We start from the raw sequence: 18199 nt of genomic DNA, 5'->3' as shown, positions 1-18199 counted from the left end.
CTCAGGCCTCCTCGGCCTGCTGGTGGGTGGAGGCGGAGCCGTCGCCGAGGACGAGGCGGGGGGTGCCCACCCAGTTCTCGGCGGTGGTGATGTTGCGCCCGTCCACGATCAGGGCGACGCCGGGGACGTCGGCGGCGCCGAGCTGCGCGTACTCGGGGTGGTTGGTCTGGACGATGACGAGGTCGGCGGCCTCTCCGACGTGGTAGGGCTCCCAGCCGAAGCCGCGGATCTCCTCGTCGTCGTAGTAGGTGTCGTGCACCGCGACCTCGGCGCCGTGCTCGCGCAGCGCCTCGACGACGGGGAACACGCCGGAGAACGCGGTCTCCTTCACACCGGTGCGGTAGGACGCGCCGAGCACCACGGCCTTCTTCCCCTCGAGGGAGCCCAGCAGGCCCGCGGCCCGCTGCACGAGGTGCGCGGGCACGGAGGCGTTGAGCGTGCGCGCCGTGCGCACGGTGGTCGCCGCCGGATCGGTGGACAGGTACAGCCGCGGGTAGACCGGGATGCAGTGTCCGCCCACGGCGATGCCGGGGGAATGGATGTGGGAGTAGGGCTGGGAGTTGCTGGCCTCGATCACCTTGTACACGTCGATGCCGTGGTCCTGCGCGAACAGCGCGAACTCGTTGGCCAGCGCGATGTTCACGTCGCGGTAGGTGGTCTCGGCGAGCTTGGCGAGCTCGGACGCCTCGGGGCTGCCCAGGTCCCACACGCCGTTGGGGCGGGGGAGGTCGGGTCGCTCGTCGAAGGTCAGGGCGGACTCGTAGAACTCCCGCGCCTTCTCGGCGCCGGAGGCGGTGAGCGCTCCGATGAGCTTGGGGTACTTGCGCAGGTCCGCGAACACGCGGCCGGTCAGCACCCGCTCGGGGGAGAACACGGCGTGGAAGCCCTCGGACTCCTTCAGCCCGGAGATCTCCTCGATCATGGGCACGAAGCGGGTGCGCAGGGTGCCCACCGGCAGGGTGGTCTCGTAGGAGACGAGGGTGCCCGGGGCCAGGTGCTCGGCCAGGGAACGGGTCGCGGAGTCCATCCAGGCGAAGTCCGGCTCCCAGGTGGCGTCGTCCACGAACAGGGGCACCACGATCACCACGGCGTCGGCACCGGGGATCGCCTCGGCGTAGTCGGTGGTCGCCCGCAGGCGACCGGCGGGCACCAGCTCGCTGAGCTTCTCCTGCAGGTGCGCCTCACCGGGGAAGGGCTCCTTCGCCTGGTTGATCAGCTCGACCTGGCGCGGATTGGTGTCGACTCCGATGACCTCGTGCCCGGCATCGGCGAACTGAACGGCCAGCGGCAGGCCGATCTTCCCCAGGGCGACAACAGCAGTCCTCACGTGATCTCCTTCATTCCGGGCGCCCGCGGGGGCGCCGCATGCGCGTCGATGACCACCGGGGGCGGCCCACCGTGACAGGGTATCCTCATCGGCCGTGCAGGATCCTGCACGTCGGCCGCCCGCCGCTTCGCCGCCGCGTCCGCACGGCAGTCCAGGAGGAGAGCACGTGAGCACGACCGATCCCGTGGACGATCCGGAGCGCGGGAACGCCTCGCCGGGGCTGGACACCACCTGGTTCGTCGTCCCCCTGTTCAACGAGGGGCAGGTGGTCGGGGACGTGATCCGTGATCTGCGCACCCGCTATCCGCTGGTGGTGGCCGTCGACGACGGCAGCCAGGACGACTCGGCGGAGATCGCCGAGCGGGCCGGCGCCGCGGTGGTGCGCCATCCGTACAACATGGGACAGGGCGCGGCGCTGAAGACCGGCATCGACTACGCGCTGCGGGACCCCGCGATGCGCCAGGTCGTGACCTTCGACTCCGACGGCCAGCACCAGGTCGACGACGCCGCGTCGATGATCGCCCAGCGCGAGCGAGAGGGGGTCGACATCGTGCTCGGCTCCCGCTTCCTCGACGCGCGCACCCAGCCCGGGCTGCTCAAGCGGGTCGTGCTGCGCGGCGCGGTCTGGTACTCGAACCTCACCAGCGGGGTGAAGCTCACCGATGCGCACAACGGCCTGCGGGTGATGGGGCGCGAGGCCTGCGAGAAGATCACCATCGAGCAGAACCGGATGGCGCACGCCTCGGAGATCGTCGAGGAGATCGGGCGCCACCACCTCACGGTGGCGGAGCATCCGGTCCACATCCTCTACACCGACTACTCCCGCTCGAAGGGCCAGTCGGTGCTGAACTCGGTGAACATCGTCATCGACATGCTCTTCCGCTGAGCGGCCCGGCGGGCCGCCGCCCCCGCGCTCAGCCCTCCTCGGGCTGCGCGGAGCCGTCCTCCACGGCGTCGAAGAAGGTCGCGATGTCCTCCTCGTCGGTGAGGATCGCGACGCCCGAGTTGTTGGTCTGGTACTCGGGATCCTCGATCGGGATCGCGTACGTGCCCGAGCCCATGGCGCGGTTCGCGGTCAGACCCATCCGGCCCACATCGACGATCCCTGTGCCGTCGCTGGTGGTCAGAGCATCGGAGCCGGCACCGGCGAGGCGGACCTGCGTGATCGGGTTCAGGATCACCGCGGGGGAGAGGACGCGGTCCATGAGTGCCGCGATGAACTGCTGCTGACGCTGCTGGCGACCCATGTCGGCCGTGGGATCGAAGTACCGGGCGCGCACGAAGGCGAGCGCCTCCTCGCCGCCGACGTCGTGGCAACCCTCGGTCATGTGCAGACCCGACTTCTCGTCGTCCACGTCCTCGTCGACGCACAGGGTCACGTACCCCACCGCGTCGACCACCTCGGCGACGCCGTCGAAGCCGACCTCGACGTAGTGGTCGATGGTCAGCCCCGTGAACTGCTCGACGGTCTCGACCAGCAGCGGGGCTCCGCCGAAGGCGTAGGCGGCGTTGAGCTTGTACCCGCCGTGGCCGGGGATGTCGACCAGGGTGTCGCGGGGGAGGGAGATGAGGTAGCTGGAGCCGTTCGGCGCCTTGTGCAGGAGCATGATCGTGTCGGTGCGAGCGCCCTCGGTGCCGTCGTCCCCGACCGCCTCCCCGTCGCGCCGGTCGGAGCCGGCGATGAGATAGGTGGTGCCGGGGGTGTTCTCCGCGTCCGAGAGCGCGTCGACGTGCTCGATGCGGCTGTCGGCCCACACCGTCAGCCCAGCGCCCCATCCCAGAGTGATCACGAGCACCAGCGCCAGCAGGGTGATGCCCAGGCGGACGGGGCGCGGGACGCGGGAGCGGCGCCGCGGCCGGCGCGGAGGAGGCGGTCCGTCGGGAGGGAACCCGCCGGCGTCCTCAGGGGGGAGCGCTCCGGCGGGGGTCGCGCTCCCGCGGGCCTCCTCCCGGTGTCTGCTCGTGGGCACCCGGGCTCGCGGCGGCCCGGCCCCGCCCCGTGGATCGGAGGTGCCCGGGACCGGACGGGCGCTGCCCCCGGCGCGGGCGCGGCTGGCGGGGGGCCGGCGGGGACCTCCCGGACGTGGGGAGCGCGGTGGCTGCTGATCGCTCACTGCTGTCTCCTTCCCGGTCGGAACCGTGCGGCGTGCGGACGTCTCGTGCTCCGCATCGTCCGGCGGGTCCGAGGTGCCCGGGACGCGTGCGGCGCTGGACAGAGTAGCGGCCCCGCGGCGATGCGCGTCGGCGCCGCCCGGGTCGCGGCGGCTCCGTCACGAGAACCTCCCTGGAACCTTCACACCGCCCTCATGCGCCTTCCGCGGCCGTCCAGCCTCGCTCCGTACACTGGAGGGGCGCCGCCGCGGCGGCCGTCACCACCCCGCAGGAGGCGCAGTGAATCAGCCCGCACCCGACGGAGATCGGATGCCCCGTTCCGCGACCGCACACCCCGAGGCGTCCTCCGCGGTCGTCGTCGCCGTGGTCGTCACCTACAACCGTGAGCAGCTGCTGGGCGAGTGCCTGGACGGTCTCGCCGCCCAGGACCGCGTGCCGGACGCCGTCGTCGTCATCGACAACGCCTCCACGGATCGCAGCGGGGCCGTCGCGGACGAGCACCCGCTGGGCGCGGACGTCGTCCACCTGCGGCGGAACGTCGGCGGGGCGGGCGGCTTCGCCGCCGGCATCGCCCGGGCGCTGCAGCGCCACGACGCCGACTGGATCTGGGTGATGGACGACGACACCGTGCCGCGCCCCGGGGCGCTCGGCGCGCTGCTCGGCGCGCTCGAGGCCTCGCCGGTGCGGCTGTCCGTGCTCAGCTCGCGGGCGGTCTGGACCGACGGCCGCGACCACCCGATGAACACCCAGCGCACCCGGCTCTTCGTGAGCTCCCGCGAGAAGCGGGACGCCGCGCGGGCCGGCGGCCGGCCGATCCGCACCGCGAGCTACGTCTCCGCCCTGCTCAACGGTCAGGACGTGCGCCGGCTGGGCCTGCCGTACGCGGACTACTTCATCTGGTCCGACGACTTCGAGCACACCGGGCGACTGCTGCGCCGCGGCCGCGGCCTGCAGGTCCCCGGCTCCGTCGTCGAGCATCGCACCGCGCTGTTCTCGAACGCGCAGGCCTCCCCGGGGTCCCGCTTCTACTACGACGTGCGCAACCGGCTGTGGGCGCTGCTGCGCACCGACTCCTTCTCGCCGCTCGAGAAGGTGCTGCACGGCGGGAGCACGGCCGTGGCCTGGGGTCGACAGCTGCTGCGCCATCGAGGGGCTCTCGTCCCCGTGGGGCTGCGGGGTCTGCTCGCCGCGGTGCGGCGCCGTCCGCGCCCGACGGCCGTGGTGCTCAGCGGCGAGCCGGAGGTCGCCGGTGATGTCCGCGCGATCGATCGGGCGGCGGGACGGTGACCAGCGACGCACCGGGCCGTTCCGCCCCGTTCTCGGTGCTGATGCCGCTGTGGGGCCGGGACCGCGCCTCCCGGGTGGAGATCGCGCTCTCCTCGGCGACCCGGGAGCAGCAGCTGGCCCCGGACCTCCTGCTCCTGACCGTCGACGGGCCGCTGCCCGAGGACCTCGAGGCGCTCGTGGCCCGCGTGGAGTCGGGGGAGTTCGGTCCGGCGCAGGTGCTGCGCCACGACCGGCATCGGGGCGTGGCCGCCGCCCTGCAGGACGGGCTCGAGGCCTCCCCGCACGAGCTGGTCGCCCGCGCCGACAGCGACGACCTGTGCCGTCCCGAGCGCTTCGCCCTCCAGATCCCGCGCATGGACGGCACGGAGGAGGACCCTCGGCCGCTGGATCTGCTCGGCGCCGGGATGCAGGAGTTCAGCGATCGGGTGCCGCGAGGCCGCGGGCCGCTGCGCCGCCGCCCCCTGCGGCACGAGGAGATCGTCGAGTACCTGCCGTACCACAGCCCCTTCCATCACCCGACGGTGGTGCTGCGACGCTCGGTCGCGCTCGCCGTCGGCGGCTACCGGGACCTCCCCCTGCTGGAGGACTACTGGCTGTGGGAGCGGATGATGCTGGGCGGCGCCCGGATGGGGAACCTGGCCGAGGTGCTCGTGGACTACCGCGTGGACGAGGAGCTGTTCGCCCGGCGCGGCGGCTGGCGCCTCTTCTCCAGCGACGTGCGGCTGCAGTGGCAGATGGCGCGCGACCGCGTGACCACCCCCGCGACCTTCCTGCGCAACCTCGCGATGCGCGGCGCGTACCGCTTTGCGCCCGGCTGGATGCGGCGCATCGGCTACCGGCGCGTGGTCGAGGGGTCCGCCGGTCGCCCCGCCCCGGATCCGGACCTCACGGTCGAGGACCGGTGACACGGTCACGTGAACGGGGGGACGACCGCAGGTGAACACCGGGTGACCAGGGTGTGGGGGATCCAAGGGCGGCGGCATGAGCGTCGACACACCGCCGGGCGCGCGGGGACGTCGTGCTCCCCGCCCGGGCGCGCTCGGCTACTGTGAACGCGTCCCCGGCGGACCCTCCGCTCGCTTCGAAAGGACCCTCCGTGTCGACTCCTGACCTCCTGATCGTCGGTTCCGGCCTGTTCGGGCTCACCCTCGCCGAGCGCGCCGTCGCCGAGCACGGCGCGAAGGTGACGATCATCGACCGTCGTCCCCACATCGGCGGCAACGCCTATTCCGCCGCCGACGAGCAGACCGGCATCGAGGTCCACCAGTACGGGGCCCACCTCTTCCACACCTCGAACCCGCGGGTGTGGGAGTACGTCAACCGGTTCACCGAGTTCACGGGGTACCAGCACAAGGTGTACACGACCCATCAGGGCGTGGTGTACCCGATGCCGATCAACCTCGGCACGATCAACCAGTTCTTCCGCTCCGCGCTCACGCCCGACGAGGCGCGCGCCCTGGTGGCCGAGCAGGCCGGCGAGTTCGCGGGAGCGGACCCGGAGAACCTCAACGACAAGGGCATCTCGCTCATCGGGCGTCCCCTGTACGAGGCGTTCATCAAGAACTACACCGGCAAGCAGTGGCAGACCGACCCCACGGAACTGCCCGCCTCGATCATCTCCCGCCTGCCCGTGCGCTACACCTACGACAACCGGTACTTCAACGACAAGCACGAGGGCCTGCCCCGCCAGGGCTACACGGCCTGGCTCGAGCGGATGGCCGACCACCCGAACATCGAGGTGCGCCTGGAGACGGACTACTTCGACACCTCCCAGCCGCTGAACAAGGACGCCGTGCGCGGCCGCCTGCCGGTGGTGTACACCGGCCCGATCGACCGCTACTTCGACTACGAGCGCGGCGAGCTGGGCTGGCGCACGATCGACCTGGAGACCGAGCACCTGGAGGTCGGCGACTTCCAGGGCACCTCGGTGATGAACTACGCCGACGCCGAGGTCCCCTACACCCGCATCATCGAACCGCGGCACTTCCACCCCGAGCGCGACTACCCCACCGACGCCACGGTGATCCAGCGCGAGTACTCGCGCTTCGCCGAGAGCGGCGACGAGCCGTACTACCCCATCAACTCCGGGACGGACCGCGAGACCCTCGTCGCGTATCGCGAGCTGGCCGAGGCCGAGCCGCGCACGCTGTTCGGCGGGCGCCTGGGGACGTACCAGTACCTGGACATGCACATGGCCATCGGTGCCGCGCTCTCGATGGCCGACAACAAGCTGCCGGACCTGCTGAGGGCGTGACCGCCCCGCCCCGCCGCGCCGTGCGCGGGGCCCCGACGAGCGCCGACGAGGAGCACCATGAACGCCACCACCGCCACCACGGCACCAGCACCCGCCGAGGACGCCGCGCAGGCGACGGCCGTCCCGCAGCGCGTGCTGCAGCGTCTGATCCTGCCGGTCGAGGCGAGCCCTGACATCGTCCCCCTCTACATCGAGGCGGCCGACGCGCGCTCCGGCGCCACGGGAGGCGCCTTCGGCCTCGGCGGGAATCCCGACCGCACCGTGCCCACGGCCGATCCCGGCGCCGCCGGCCGCGGCACGTCGACCGCCGCGGTGGACATCAGCGAGCTCAACGAGCGGCACTCGGTGCAGATCCCGGCGCACACCATGCGCTCCTTCGGCACCTACTTCAACGCGTTCCCGGCCAGCTACTGGCGGCGCTGGACCCCGGTGCGGAGCATCCGGCTGCGGATCCGCACGATCGGCAGCGGTCACCTGGTGATCATGCGGTCGACCGCCCGCGGCACCCTCCAGCGGCAGGTCTCCCGCACCGTCGCCGGCAGCGGCACCCAGGACTTCGAGCTGCCGCTGACGGCCTTCGGGGACGGCGGATGGTACTGGTTCGACGCCTACGCCGGGGACGAGGACCTCACGGTGCTGTCCGCGGAGTGGACGGCCGACGAGGACCTCGCCCGCACCGAGGGCACCTTCTCGATCTCCATGACGACCATGAACAAGGTCGAGTACTGCCTGGAGAACATCCGCACGGTCGCCGAGGATCCCGACCTGCGGCAGCTGCTGGGCGTCATGTACGTCATCGACCAGGGATCGGACCGCCTCACCGATCACCCCGAGGAGCTGGCGCCCCTGCAGGAGTCGCTCGGCGACCAGCTGCAGATCATCGAACAGGGCAACATCGGCGGCTCCGGCGGCTTCTCCCGCGGGATGTACGAGGCCGCGACCGAGGGCAGCGCGACCTACGTCATCAACTGCGACGACGACATCGTCCTCGAGCCGGAGTCCCTGATCCGCCTGACCACCTTCGCGGACTTCGCCACCCGGCCCACCCTCGTCGGCGCCCACATGTTCGACCTCAACAACCGCTCGGTGCTGCACACCTTCGGCGAGGTGGTCGACCCCTGGCGGATCCAGCCGGCGATCGCGAGCCCCGGCGGCGAGATGGGGCACGACTTCGCCCTGGACCCGCTGCGCTCGACCCCGTGGCTGCACCGCCGCGCGGACGTCGACTACAACGGCTGGTGGAGCTGCCTCATCCCCACCGAGACGGTGCGGGCCATCGGACTCGCGCTGCCGGTGTTCATCAAGTGGGACGACGCCGAGTACGGTCTGCGCGCGAAGAAGGCGGGCTACCCGACGGTCTCCCTGCCGGGCGCCGGGGTGTGGCACATGAGCTGGGTGGACAAGGACGACCTGGTGGGCTGGCAGGCCTACTTCCACGAGCGCAACCGCATCATCACCGCCCTGCTGCACTCCCCGTACGCCCGCGGCGGCCGGGTCGTCAAGGAATCGCAGTTCATGGACGTCAAGCACCTGATCTCGATGCAGTACTACACGGAGGCCGGCCGCCTGATGGCCCAGCGCGACGTGCTCGAGGGGCCGGACGCCCTGCACCCCTCGATCGGTGCGCGGCTGCCGGAGATCCGCGCGATGGCCGCGGACTTCGACGACGCGGTCGCCAAGAAGGACCAGGACCTCTACCCGGCGGTCCACGTCGACAAGCCGCCGCGCAAGGGCCGCCCCTTCACCCAGCCCCGCCGGCTGATGCTGCCGGCCTGGACCGTGAAGACCCTCGCCAAGCAGCTGCTGGCGCCGCCCACCGCCCGCGCGGCGGAGCACCCGCAGGCCGCGATCCCGCACCTGGACGCGAAGTGGTGGCGGCTGTCCGCCTACGACAGCGCCCTGGTCTCCAACGCGGAGGGCACCCAGGTCTCCTGGTACAAGCGGGACCCCCGCCAGGTGCGCCAGATGCTCTCCGAGGCGATCACCGCCCACGTCGAGCTGCACCGACGCTGGAACGAGCTGCGCACCCAGTACCGCGCCGCGTGCGAGCGCATCACCTCCTTCGCGGAGTGGGAGCGGACCTTCGCCGAGAATCCCGCGCCCGTGCGCGAGCGCGACCGGGACGCGGGCGCAGGGGGCTCCGGGAGCACCGCGGCGTGAGAGGGGACGGAGCGCTCCGCGCGGCGCAGCGGCCCACCCGCGCCGAGCAGGCCGAGGGGTGGCGCGGCCCCGGGCAGGATGCCGGCTGGCTGAACCCCGTCCGGGAGCGCTTCCTGCTGCGCCTCCTGGTGCGCAAGGAGCTGCGGGTCCGCTATCGCGGCAGCGCGCTGGGCATGCTGTGGAGCTACGTCAAGCCCGCGGTGCAGTTCATCGTCTTCTACATCGCCCTGGGCGTCTTCCTGCAGCTGTCCAAGGGCACCCCGGCCTATGCCGTCTACCTCTTCAGCGGCATCGTCGTGGTGAACCTGTTCGGCGAGGTGTTCGGCAACGCCACCCGGTCCATCACCGGGAACCAGGCGCTGGTCTCGAAGATCTACCTGCCCAGCCAGCTGTTCCCCTGGTCCTCGATGATCGTCGCGCTGGTCCACTTCCTCCCGCAGCTGCTGGTGCTCGTGGTCGGGGCGCTGCTGTTCGACTGGCTGCCCTCGCCGACGAGCCTGGTCGCCTTCGGCCTGGGGATGACGATCCTGCTGGTGTTCACCATGGGGCTGGGGATGATCACCGCCGCGCTGAACGCCGCCTTCCGCGACGTGGAGAACTTCGTGGACCTGATCGTCATGGTCGCCACCTGGCTCTCCCCGGTGCTGTACCGCATCTCCATGGTCGAGGAGTCGATCGGCGGCACGATCTGGTGGTGGCTGTACCAGCTGAACCCGCTGACCATCGTCGTCGAGCTGTTCCACGTCGCGTTCTGGCGGTACGGGGCCTCGGTGGTCGAGAGGGTGCCGAGCGATCCCACGCTCACCGCCCCGGGCGAGCCCTTCGGCCTGTGGTGGGCCGGTCTGCTGATCGCGGTGGCGACCTTCGTGGTCGGCACCATCGTCTTCGAGCGCTCCAAGCGGCGCTTCGCGCAGGAACTGTGAGGAGGGAGCGAGGATGAGCCCACGGATCGAGTCCGTCCCCGAATCCGCCGCGGTCCCGACCGATCGGGAGATGGTGCGGGTCCAGAACGTCACCAAGCAGTTCGCGCTGCGTCACGACCACTCCCTCAAGGAGCTGGTGTTCTCCGCGCTGCAGCGCAAGAAGCTCGCCGATTCGTTCCTGGCCCTGGATGACGTCGACCTCACCGTCCACGCGGGGGAGACGGTGGGCCTGATCGGCTTCAACGGCTCGGGGAAGTCGACGCTGCTCAAGACCATCTCCGGGGTGCTCTTCCCGGACAGCGGCCGGGTGCTGCTGCGCGGTCGGGTGGCGGGGCTGATCGAGGTGGGCGCCGGATTCCACCCCGATCTCTCCGGGCGCGAGAACGTGTACCTCAACGGCGCGATCCTCGGCATGTCCCGGGAGCAGATCGAGGAGCGGTTCGAGGAGATCGTCGCGTTCAGCGAGATCGAGGAGTTCATCGACACCGACGTGAAGTACTACAGCTCGGGGATGTTCCTGCGGCTCGCCTTCTCCGTCGCGGTGCACACCGACCCGGACATCTTCCTGGTCGACGAGATCCTCTCGGTGGGGGACGAGCCCTTCCAGCGCAAGTGCCTCGAGCGCATCCGCGAGCTGCAGAAGGCGGGCCGCACCATGGTGGTGGTCTCCCACGAGCTGGAGATGCTCGAGAAGCTGTGCACCCGGATCGTCGTGCTCGCCAAGGGGACGGTGATCTTCGACGGGGATCCGACGACGGCGGTGTCGACCCTCCGCGCCAGCTGAGGCGGCGCCTCAGGCGCGGCCGGTCACGGCCTCCTGCTCCGCGCGGTGCGGGTCCACGGACGCCGCGGGGCCGACGATCCCGCCGCCGGCGAGCCACGCGCCGAGCGCCGCGGGAGCCGCGCCGAGGCCGTCGTCGTCGACCAGCAGCCGGGGGACGGGCGGGCCGTCCGCGGCGGCGGGCCGCGGGGCGGGTCCGCTCCAGGCGGGAAGTGGGCCGACCAGACGGTCAGGGTGCGAGCGCACCTCGGCCACCCAGTCGTGGACCAGCGCCGGCAGCTCGCCGTCGTAGCGGGGCGCGAGGGAGACCGCGCGCAGGGCCAGGACCTCGTCGGCGTCACCGGCGAGCGTGGAGTCGGGTCGGTCGGTGACCAGCACCCGCGGCGCCCCGGGCACGTCCGGCTCGGTGCCCGCAGGCTGCGCGGAGGGCTCCAGCACCGTCACCTCGGCGCCCAGGGACCAGGCGGCCAGGGTCAGCACCAGGCGCTTCCAGTGCGGCGTGAGGTCGATGACCACCTCCTCGCCCTCCTCGAGCGCGATCTCGTCCCGGAGGTGGCCGATGGACTTGATCACCCAGTTGGCGAGCACGTGCCCGGACAGCTCGATGCGGGACGCCTCGCCGTGCCACGCGAGCACGGGGGCGGGCCCCCGATGCTCGAGGGCCTGCAGCAGGCGGGTTCCGGTCCCGGCGGTCTCTGCGGTCATCGGGGGTCCTCCTGGGTGTCGGGGACGGCGATCTCGACGTCGATCGGCGGCAGCGGGGCGCCGAGGGACTCCGCCCGGAGCGCCGTGCGGATCCGCTCGGCGCGGGTCGCCGCCTCGATCAGCGCCTCCGCGGAGGAATCGGCGGCCTCCACCACGATAGGGGCCGTCTCCTCGCCCGCGGGACGCGGGCGGACGACGGCCGTGGAGGCCGGCCCGCCGGCGCGGGGGATCGCGGCCACCTCGAGGGCCCGTGCGATGCGCTCGGCGACGGGCTCGGGGGACATGCGGGCGATCGGCTCCTGGCCGGGAGCGAGCCCGAGGGCCACCCAGACCGATTCCAGGCTCGGGCGACGGAACCAGTCGTCCTCGCCGGTGCGGGAGAGGTCCCGGGCGGGGATGTCGCCGGCGGTGGCGCCGGCCACCCCGCGCACCAGGGCGGCCGGCACTCCGCTCGCCTTGCCCTTGACGAGATCGGCGGCGGCGGCGAGCTCGTCGGCGAGGTTGCGGACCGTGACGGTCAGCGGCCGTCCGTCGGCATCGACGCCGCCGCGCAGATCCTCCAGCGCGGCGACCCCGTCGGCCCCGAGGGCGATGTCCCCCACGCCCACCCGCCAGACCCGTGAGGAGGTGTCCGTGAGGAGCACGCCGATCTCGACGCCCAGCGCGGCGCTCAGGGCACGGCGCAGCCGCCGCGCGCAGGCATCGGGGTCCTCCGGGAGCAGCAGCGGGCCGTCCGGCGCGTTGGAGGTGTCCACCCCGGCGGCGGCCATCACGGGGCCGGAGGCGATCTGCACCACCGAGGTGACCCGGTGGGTGTGGAGCCGGCGGGCGACCAGGCGCACGGTCGCCCCGCGCACGGCCTCCTCGCGCTCGGCGGGGCCGACCCGCAGCCCGAGCGCCTTGGAGACGATCTTGGTCGACAGGCACAGCACGTCGCCGGGGCGGGGGTCCATGGGGCGCAGAGCGGTGGCGAGGAGAGCGCCGAGATCGTCGCCCTCGCGGATCTCGCCGAGCCCGCGCACCGGCAGCACGGCGACCGCTCCCTCCGGGCCCGGGTCGGGCGAGGACGGGGTGGCCTGCGCGGTCGATGCGCTCATGGGAGGCTGTCCTTCCAGGACGGCGAGGTGGGGAGGCGTGCACGATGATGCGCCGAGACCGCTTGACGCACCGTAACTACACGGGTGTACTTTAGAGCCCGAACGGCCCGTCGGTGGTCGATCCAGCAGCGGAAGGAGTGGTGGCGATGGACGAGGATCGTGTCGACGACGACGCGCGGGCAGAGCTGTCCCTGCTCGACCTCGTGGGTCAGGACTCCGAGGACGCGGAGCTGACCTGGCAGGAGCGCGCCCTGTGCGCACAGACCGATCCGGAGGCGTTCTTCCCGGAGAAGGGCGGCTCCACCCGCGAGGCGAAGAAGGTGTGCGTCTCCTGCGAGGTCCGTGCGGAATGCCTCGAGTACGCCCTCGAGAACGATGAGCGCTTCGGTATCTGGGGCGGACTGTCGGAGCGCGAGCGTCGCAAGCTCAAGCGCCGGGTGGTCTGACATCATGACCCGGTGAGCGCGCGCCATGTCACCGCCGTCGTCCTGCTGAGCAGGTCGACGACCGCGCTCACCCATCGCGCCACCCTGGCGGCACTCGGCGGGCAGACCCGCCCGGCCGATGCCGTCGTGGTGGTCGCCCCCTCCGATCTGCCGGAGGACGTCCTCGGCGCTGTCGAGGAGGACGTGAGCTCCTCCCGCGCCGACGAGCTGCTCACCGTCTCCGCCGCCCTCGGCCGTGCCGGCACCGTGCGCGAGGCGCTGGCTCTGATCTCCCGTCGCACCGACGAACGCACCGGAGCGGACGAGGACGATCAGGAGCACGACGGCTCGGCCGGCCCGGCGGACGAGGACTCCGTGCCGAGCGATCCCGCGGGGCGGGGCGACAGCGCGCGGCGCCGTGGGCGTCGCGCCCGCGCCGTCGACCCCGGGGCCATCGAGCGTGAGCGCACCCAGCGGGCCGAGGACCTCGCACTGGTCCCCGAGCGACTCCGGGACGAGCGCCACCGCTCGGGTCGCCGCGTCGGCCTCGCCGAGGGGGCCGCCGACCGGTCATGGCTGTGGTTCGTCGTCGACGGATCGCCCCCGGCACGCGACGCCCTCGCCCATCAGCTGACGATCCTCGAGGAGTCGCCGAACACGGCGGTGGTCGGCGCCAAGCGGGTGAGCCCGGGCGAGGCCGCCGTGCCTCCGACCTCGGAGCGCGGCGACTCCGCCGACGTCGTCGCGGACGTCGACGCCGAGGCCGCCGGGGAGGACCCCGCCCACACCGCCGAGAGCGCGGACGTCCTGGTCGACGTCGGCCTCACCCTCTCCCACGGCGGCCGGATCATCACCGGGGTCGATCCCGGGGAGATCGATCAGGGCCAGGCGGACTGGCGGCACGACGTGCTCGCCGTCGCGCTGCCCGGGATGCTCGTGCGCGAGCAGACCCTGAGCGACGTCGGCGGGCTCGATCCGGATCTCCCCGCCCCCTGGGCGGAGATCGACCTCTGCCAGCGCGTGTGGCGCTCCGGCGAGCGGGTGGCCGTCCAGGCCGAGGCCCGCGTGCTGCATCCGCTGCCCACCCGTCCGCGCCTGGAGCGACTGCAGGAGCAGCGCACCGGCCGGATCCTCGTGCTGCTCAAGCACCGGCCCCTTCCGGCGGCCCTGGTCACGCTCCTGCTGCTCCCGCTCGCGACGCTGCTGCGGATGATGGGCGCGATCGCGGCCTCCTCCCCGCGCACCGCGGCGATGGAGCTGCGCGCCTGGGCGGAGGCCATGCCCCGGGTGCGGCGCGTGCTCGCCCGCGGACTGCGCGACCGCCGCCGCGCCCGCGTGCCGCGCGGTCGTCTCGCACCGCTCTACCTGCCGCGCGGCGAGGGGCTTCGCCGCCGGGTCGACGACACCTGGACGCGGCTCTTCGCCGACGACGACCGTCAGCGCCGGATCCGCCACACTACCTGGGGGGTCGCCGGCACCCGCCATGGCCTGGACGACGCCGACTACGGGCGCCACATCGTGTGGACCGCGGTGGTGGCGCTCGCCGCCACCGTGCTGGGTCTGTTCGGACTGCGCGGTCTGTTCGGCCGCGGGGAGCTGCAGGGCCCGGGGCTGCGCGCCGTCCCCGACGACTGGACGGCGCTGTGGTCCGCCGCCTGGAGCAGCTGGATCCCCGGCGGCCTGGGGGAGCGCGGTCCGGGCGACGCCCTGGTCCGTCTGCTCGGCCATCTCCCGGTCAGCGGGTCCCTGCTCGTGGAGACGCTGATCTTCGCCGCCCTCCCCGCGAGCGCGCTGTTCGCCTGGTGGGCCTCCGGCGCGCTGACCCGCGCCGTCGGGGCGCGCCTGGTGATCGCGACCGTCTGGGCGCTGGCGCCGCCGCTGCTGGCCGCCCTCGCCGTCGGCGCCTGGCCCCTGCTGCTGGTCCACACCCTGCTCCCGCTCCTCGCTCTCGCCGTCGGCCGCGCGATCGGGCTGCCCCACAAGATCTCCCAGGCCAGCGTCTCCGCGGCAGCGGCCGCCGGCCTGCTGCTGCTGGTGATCGGCGCGGTCCAGCCCGTGCTCGCCCTGCTGGTGATGCTCGCGCTCGTGCTGCTCGCCGCCGCCGTGCCCGGGAGGCGACGTCGCCTGCTGTGGGTCGTGGTGCCCACGCTCGCGCTGCACGCCCCGTACCTCCCGCTCTACCTCGGCCATCCCCGGGCCCTGCTGGCCGTGTCCGGGGTGCCGCCGGCCCCCGGCAGCGCGACCCCGCTGGACCTGCTGGGCCTGTGGCCCGTCGCGCCGGGGCTCACGGAGCAGCTGATCCCGCTGGTCGGCACCACGGGAGCGATGCTGCTGCCGCTGCTCCCGGCCGCCCCGGTCGTGCTCGGCGCGCTCCTGGCCCCGCTGCTGGCCGGCGCCGCCGGCCGCGTGGGCCGGTTCAGCCTGCTCGCGACCGCCCTGGTCGTGCTGACCGTGCTCGCCGTCCGCTCCGTCCGCACCGCGGTCCTGGGCGAGGAGCTGGTCACCTCGCCGCTGCACGGCGTGCTCAGCGCCGCGCTCCTGGCCCTGGGCATCGGGGCCACCGCGTCCTTCGACGCCCTCGCCCGTCGCGAGGCCGGCGACCGCCGGATCCGCCGTGCCGTGACCGGCGTCGTCGGCACGGTGATCGCCGCGGTCTGCCTGGTCTCCGTCGCCGGATGGACCCTGCTGCTGCCCGGGCAGCTGCGCGTGGAGCGGGTGGAGGGCGGCGAGGTGCCCGCCGCCGCGGCGGATCAGGGCCGCACCGAGGCACGGTCCCGCGTGCTGGTGCTCGAGCAGCAGGAGGACGGCGCCGTGGAGGCGGGCCTCGTCGTCCAGGGCGGGGACAGCGTCATCCAGCATGCCGTGATCGCCGATGCGCGCGACGTCGACACCGTCGCCGCCGGGGAGGACCTCGACGGCGATCCGGCCTCGGCGGCGCTGCGCGAGACCGTCGCCGGGCTGCTCTCGGACGGCGCCGCGACGACGGAGGAGGACGCCGCGACGCAGGCCATCGCCTACGTCGTCGTCCAGGGCGACCCGGAGGAACAGGCCCTGCTGCGCGAGCAGCTCGACAGCTCCACGGCCCTGGAGAAGGTGACCGAGGGCGCACAGGGCGGCATGTGGCGGGTCCTCGACGCCTCGCCCCGCGCGGTCGTGACCGGCGGTGCCTCGCCGGTCGCGCTGGCCAGCGGGGTCATCGATGCCTCGGGCACGGTCCCGGTCGAAGATGCCGAGCGCACGGTGATCCTCTCTGAGCGCCACGACACGCAGTGGCGCGCGACCCTCGACGGCGCCGCGCTCACCCCGGTCGAGGTGGACGGATGGGCCCAGGGCTTCGTGGTCCCGGCCGGGGAGGGCGGCGAGATCGACGTCCACCGCGAACAGCCCGCCCGCCTGCTCTGGCAGATCCTGCTCTATGCCGCCGTCGCCCTGACCGCCCTGATCGCGATCCCGTGGCGCGTGCGCACGCGGACGGCGGAGGAGATGTATGGCTGAGAACACGCTCCACCCCGACCACGAGCACGATGACCTGCGCGCGCCGCGGCGCGGACCGGTGCGCCCGCTGCTCGCGCTGGCCTCGCTGATCCCGCTCGCCCTCGCCGCGGGCGCGGTGGCGACCGTTCCCGCTCCTGATCCCGTGCCCGTGACACGTGCGGAGGCCGCCGCCCAGCCGGGCGCGAGCACCCGGTGGTGCCCGGGGCCGCTGCAGGTCCCCGACGCGGTGCTCGAGGCGGGGGCGGACCCCGAGCTCTCCGTGGTCCCGCCCACCGATGCGATCTCCCTGCGGTCGGTGGCCGTCGAACCAGCCTCCTCGCTGCTGTTCGGCACCGTCAGCGGCTCCGAGACCCTGCAGGACGACGACGGCACCGTCCGCGCCCCCTCGATCACGGCCGAGGGCGAGGACGGGACCGTCCTCGAGGATGCCTCCGAGGCCCAGGACCTGGGCGTGGCGGTGCAGTCCCTGCGCGGCGTCGACGGGGCGCCGCACGTGGACGCCGCGACCTCGCAGGGCGGGCGCCCGGTCGCCGACGTCGTCCAGTCCACCAACACCCGCCAGGGCGACTACCGTTCGCTCGTGACCAGCCGTTGCGACGAGCCGAGCACCTCCGCCTCCTTCCTCGGGCTCTCCACGGCGACCGGCGACAGCTCCGAGCTGGTGCTGCGCAACCCCAGCACCCGGCCGGCGACCGCCTCGGTCCAGGTCTGGACCGAGGAGGGCCCTGCCGCGATGGAGGGTCGCAGCCAGGTGGTGATCGCCCCGGGCGCCGAGGAGCGGGTCCTGCTGGAGTCCATCGCCCCCGGCCAGGAGGCCGTGGGCGTGGACGTCTCGGTGCTGGGCGCCCCGCTGGGGATGTTCGTCCAGACCACCGAGCGCGAGGGCCTCACCCCCGGCGGGGCGGAGATCCTCTCTCCGCTCCCCGCAGCGGCGACCGAGCAGGTCATGCCCGGCGTCGACGTCGCCGGCACCGACCCGATCCTGGTGCTGGCCAACCCCCAGGGCGCGGACACCACCGCCGCGGTCGAGGTCTCCGGTCCCGACGGCCCGGTCGAGGAGGCCGCGATCGCGGACCTCGAGCTGCCGGCGGGCTCCGTGGTGCGCGCGCCGCTCACGGGGCTCGCGGAGGGCACCTACACGGTCAGCGTCCGCGCGGAGGACCCGGTGACCGCCGTGACCCGCAGCAGCCGCACCGGCGAGGACCTGCCGGGGGACACCGTCGACGCTCCCGTCGACTTCGCGCTGGTCTCCCCGGCGGCGGCGATCAGAGCCCATGCGCTGCTCGCCCTCCCGGCCCAGGGCGCCTACGGCGCGCTGACCCTGAGCGCCACCTCCGAAGCGACCGTCACCGTGATCCCGGTCGCCGCGGACGGCTCGGCCGGGGAGCCGCTCACCGTCGACCTCGCGGAGGACGCCTCCACCTCGGTGGCCGCCGAGCAGCTGCGGATCGACGGGGACTCGGCGGCCGCCGTCACCCTCGTGCCCGATGTCCCGGGCGCGGTGCACGCCGGCTGGATGCAGCGCGAGACCGCGGCCGACGGCGGGACCATGCTCTCCGCGCTGCCGGTCCTGGCCGATCGCGACGGCGGCGACGAGGTCACCGTGCGCCTGGCGGACTGACCACGGGGCGGA

At 73.2% G+C, this 18199-nt stretch carries 14 protein-coding genes; 10 read left to right on the top strand and 4 right to left on the bottom strand.

Annotation, left to right across the window (positions count from 1 at the left end; translation table 11 throughout):
* Position 1 precedes the first annotated feature (1 nt).
* Positions 2–1327 carry a nucleotide sugar dehydrogenase gene (locus tag CXH06_RS12790; RefSeq protein WP_114855588.1) on the bottom strand — a complete coding sequence of 442 codons (1326 nt, stop codon included), beginning with the start codon at positions 1325–1327 and terminating at the stop codon, positions 2–4.
* Positions 1328–1493: 166 nt separating this feature from the next.
* Between CXH06_RS12790 and CXH06_RS12785 the strand changes: the two genes are divergently transcribed.
* Complete coding sequence (locus tag CXH06_RS12785) at positions 1494–2213, top strand: glycosyltransferase family 2 protein (protein WP_114855587.1); 720 nt, start codon at positions 1494–1496, stop codon at positions 2211–2213.
* A 28-nt stretch (positions 2214–2241) separates the two neighbouring features.
* Here CXH06_RS12785 and CXH06_RS12780 read toward each other — a convergent pair whose 3' ends face one another.
* Positions 2242–3297, bottom strand: a complete 1056-nt coding sequence (locus tag CXH06_RS12780; protein ID WP_232820348.1) for an LCP family protein — start codon at positions 3295–3297, stop codon at positions 2242–2244.
* Positions 3298–3748: 451 nt separating this feature from the next.
* Between CXH06_RS12780 and CXH06_RS12775 the strand changes: the two genes are divergently transcribed.
* The 6 genes from CXH06_RS12775 to CXH06_RS12750 all read left to right on the top strand — a co-directional run bounded on the left by CXH06_RS12775 (position 3749) and on the right by CXH06_RS12750 (position 10847).
* On the top strand, positions 3749–4726 hold the full coding sequence (locus tag CXH06_RS12775; RefSeq protein WP_157975731.1) for a glycosyltransferase: 978 nt from the start codon (positions 3749–3751) through the stop codon (positions 4724–4726).
* Positions 4723–5631 carry a glycosyltransferase gene (locus tag CXH06_RS12770; RefSeq protein ID WP_232820347.1) on the top strand — a complete coding sequence of 303 codons (909 nt, stop codon included), beginning with the start codon at positions 4723–4725 and terminating at the stop codon, positions 5629–5631. The genes CXH06_RS12775 and CXH06_RS12770 overlap by 4 nt, the downstream gene beginning before the upstream one ends.
* Positions 5632–5822: 191 nt before the next feature.
* Positions 5823–6980 carry a UDP-galactopyranose mutase gene (gene glf, locus CXH06_RS12765; RefSeq protein WP_114855585.1) on the top strand — a complete coding sequence of 386 codons (1158 nt, stop codon included), beginning with the start codon at positions 5823–5825 and terminating at the stop codon, positions 6978–6980.
* 57 nt (positions 6981–7037) lie between these two features.
* Entirely contained in the window at positions 7038–9140 is a 2103-nt protein-coding gene (locus CXH06_RS12760; protein WP_114855584.1) for a glycosyltransferase, read from the top strand.
* On the top strand, positions 9137–10063 hold the full coding sequence (locus CXH06_RS12755; RefSeq protein WP_114855583.1) for an ABC transporter permease: 927 nt from the start codon (positions 9137–9139) through the stop codon (positions 10061–10063). The genes CXH06_RS12760 and CXH06_RS12755 overlap by 4 nt, the downstream gene beginning before the upstream one ends.
* Positions 10064–10076: 13 nt before the next feature.
* Positions 10077–10847, top strand: coding sequence for an ABC transporter ATP-binding protein (locus tag CXH06_RS12750; RefSeq protein WP_114855582.1), 771 nt, complete (start codon positions 10077–10079; stop codon positions 10845–10847).
* 9 nt (positions 10848–10856) lie between these two features.
* Here the strand turns inward: CXH06_RS12750 and CXH06_RS12745 are convergent, their stop codons facing one another.
* Together CXH06_RS12745 and CXH06_RS12740 are read right to left on the bottom strand one after the other, a co-directional pair.
* Positions 10857–11549, bottom strand: coding sequence for a TIGR03089 family protein (locus CXH06_RS12745; RefSeq protein ID WP_114855581.1), 693 nt, complete (start codon positions 11547–11549; stop codon positions 10857–10859).
* On the bottom strand, positions 11546–12646 hold the full coding sequence (locus tag CXH06_RS12740; protein WP_114855580.1) for a coenzyme F420-0:L-glutamate ligase: 1101 nt from the start codon (positions 12644–12646) through the stop codon (positions 11546–11548). Before CXH06_RS12740 ends, CXH06_RS12745 begins: the two co-directional genes overlap by 4 nt.
* A gap of 146 nt (positions 12647–12792) precedes the next feature.
* On the opposite strand from CXH06_RS12740, the gene CXH06_RS12735 reads away from it, so the two are divergent.
* Genes CXH06_RS12735 through CXH06_RS12725 form a run of 3 tightly spaced genes read left to right on the top strand, consistent with a single transcriptional unit; the run spans position 12793 to position 18187 of the window.
* Entirely contained in the window at positions 12793–13092 is a 300-nt protein-coding gene (locus CXH06_RS12735; RefSeq protein WP_114855579.1) for a WhiB family transcriptional regulator, read from the top strand.
* Between the two features lie 12 nt (positions 13093–13104).
* On the top strand, positions 13105–16566 hold the full coding sequence (locus CXH06_RS12730; RefSeq protein WP_114855578.1) for a hypothetical protein: 3462 nt from the start codon (positions 13105–13107) through the stop codon (positions 16564–16566).
* Positions 16559–18187, top strand: a complete 1629-nt coding sequence (locus tag CXH06_RS12725; RefSeq protein WP_114855577.1) for a DUF5719 family protein — start codon at positions 16559–16561, stop codon at positions 18185–18187. The genes CXH06_RS12730 and CXH06_RS12725 overlap by 8 nt, the downstream gene beginning before the upstream one ends.
* Positions 18188–18199 lie beyond the last annotated feature (12 nt).

It is taken from the genome of Brachybacterium sp. YJGR34, assembly GCF_003347015.1.
In the GTDB taxonomy this organism is placed as follows: domain Bacteria; phylum Actinomycetota; class Actinomycetes; order Actinomycetales; family Dermabacteraceae; genus Brachybacterium.
The sequence above is the reverse complement of the archived record's forward strand: the minus strand, read 5'-3'. Positions and strand labels throughout refer to the sequence as shown.

What these genes read in the sequence shown, in the direction of transcription:
- CXH06_RS12775 (WP_157975731.1), top strand. Translation starts at nt 3,749, where the DNA reads ATGCCCCGTTCCGCGACCGCACACCCCGAGGCGTCCTCCGCGGTCGTC.
- CXH06_RS12760 (WP_114855584.1), top strand. Translation starts at nt 7,038, where the DNA reads ATGAACGCCACCACCGCCACCACGGCACCAGCACCCGCCGAGGACGCC.
- CXH06_RS12750 (WP_114855582.1), top strand. Translation starts at nt 10,077, where the DNA reads ATGAGCCCACGGATCGAGTCCGTCCCCGAATCCGCCGCGGTCCCGACC.
- CXH06_RS12745 (WP_114855581.1), bottom strand. Translation starts at nt 11,549, where the DNA reads ATGACCGCAGAGACCGCCGGGACCGGAACCCGCCTGCTGCAGGCCCTC.
- CXH06_RS12740 (WP_114855580.1), bottom strand. Translation starts at nt 12,646, where the DNA reads ATGAGCGCATCGACCGCGCAGGCCACCCCGTCCTCGCCCGACCCGGGC.
- CXH06_RS12735 (WP_114855579.1), top strand. Translation starts at nt 12,793, where the DNA reads ATGGACGAGGATCGTGTCGACGACGACGCGCGGGCAGAGCTGTCCCTG.
- CXH06_RS12725 (WP_114855577.1), top strand. Translation starts at nt 16,559, where the DNA reads ATGGCTGAGAACACGCTCCACCCCGACCACGAGCACGATGACCTGCGC.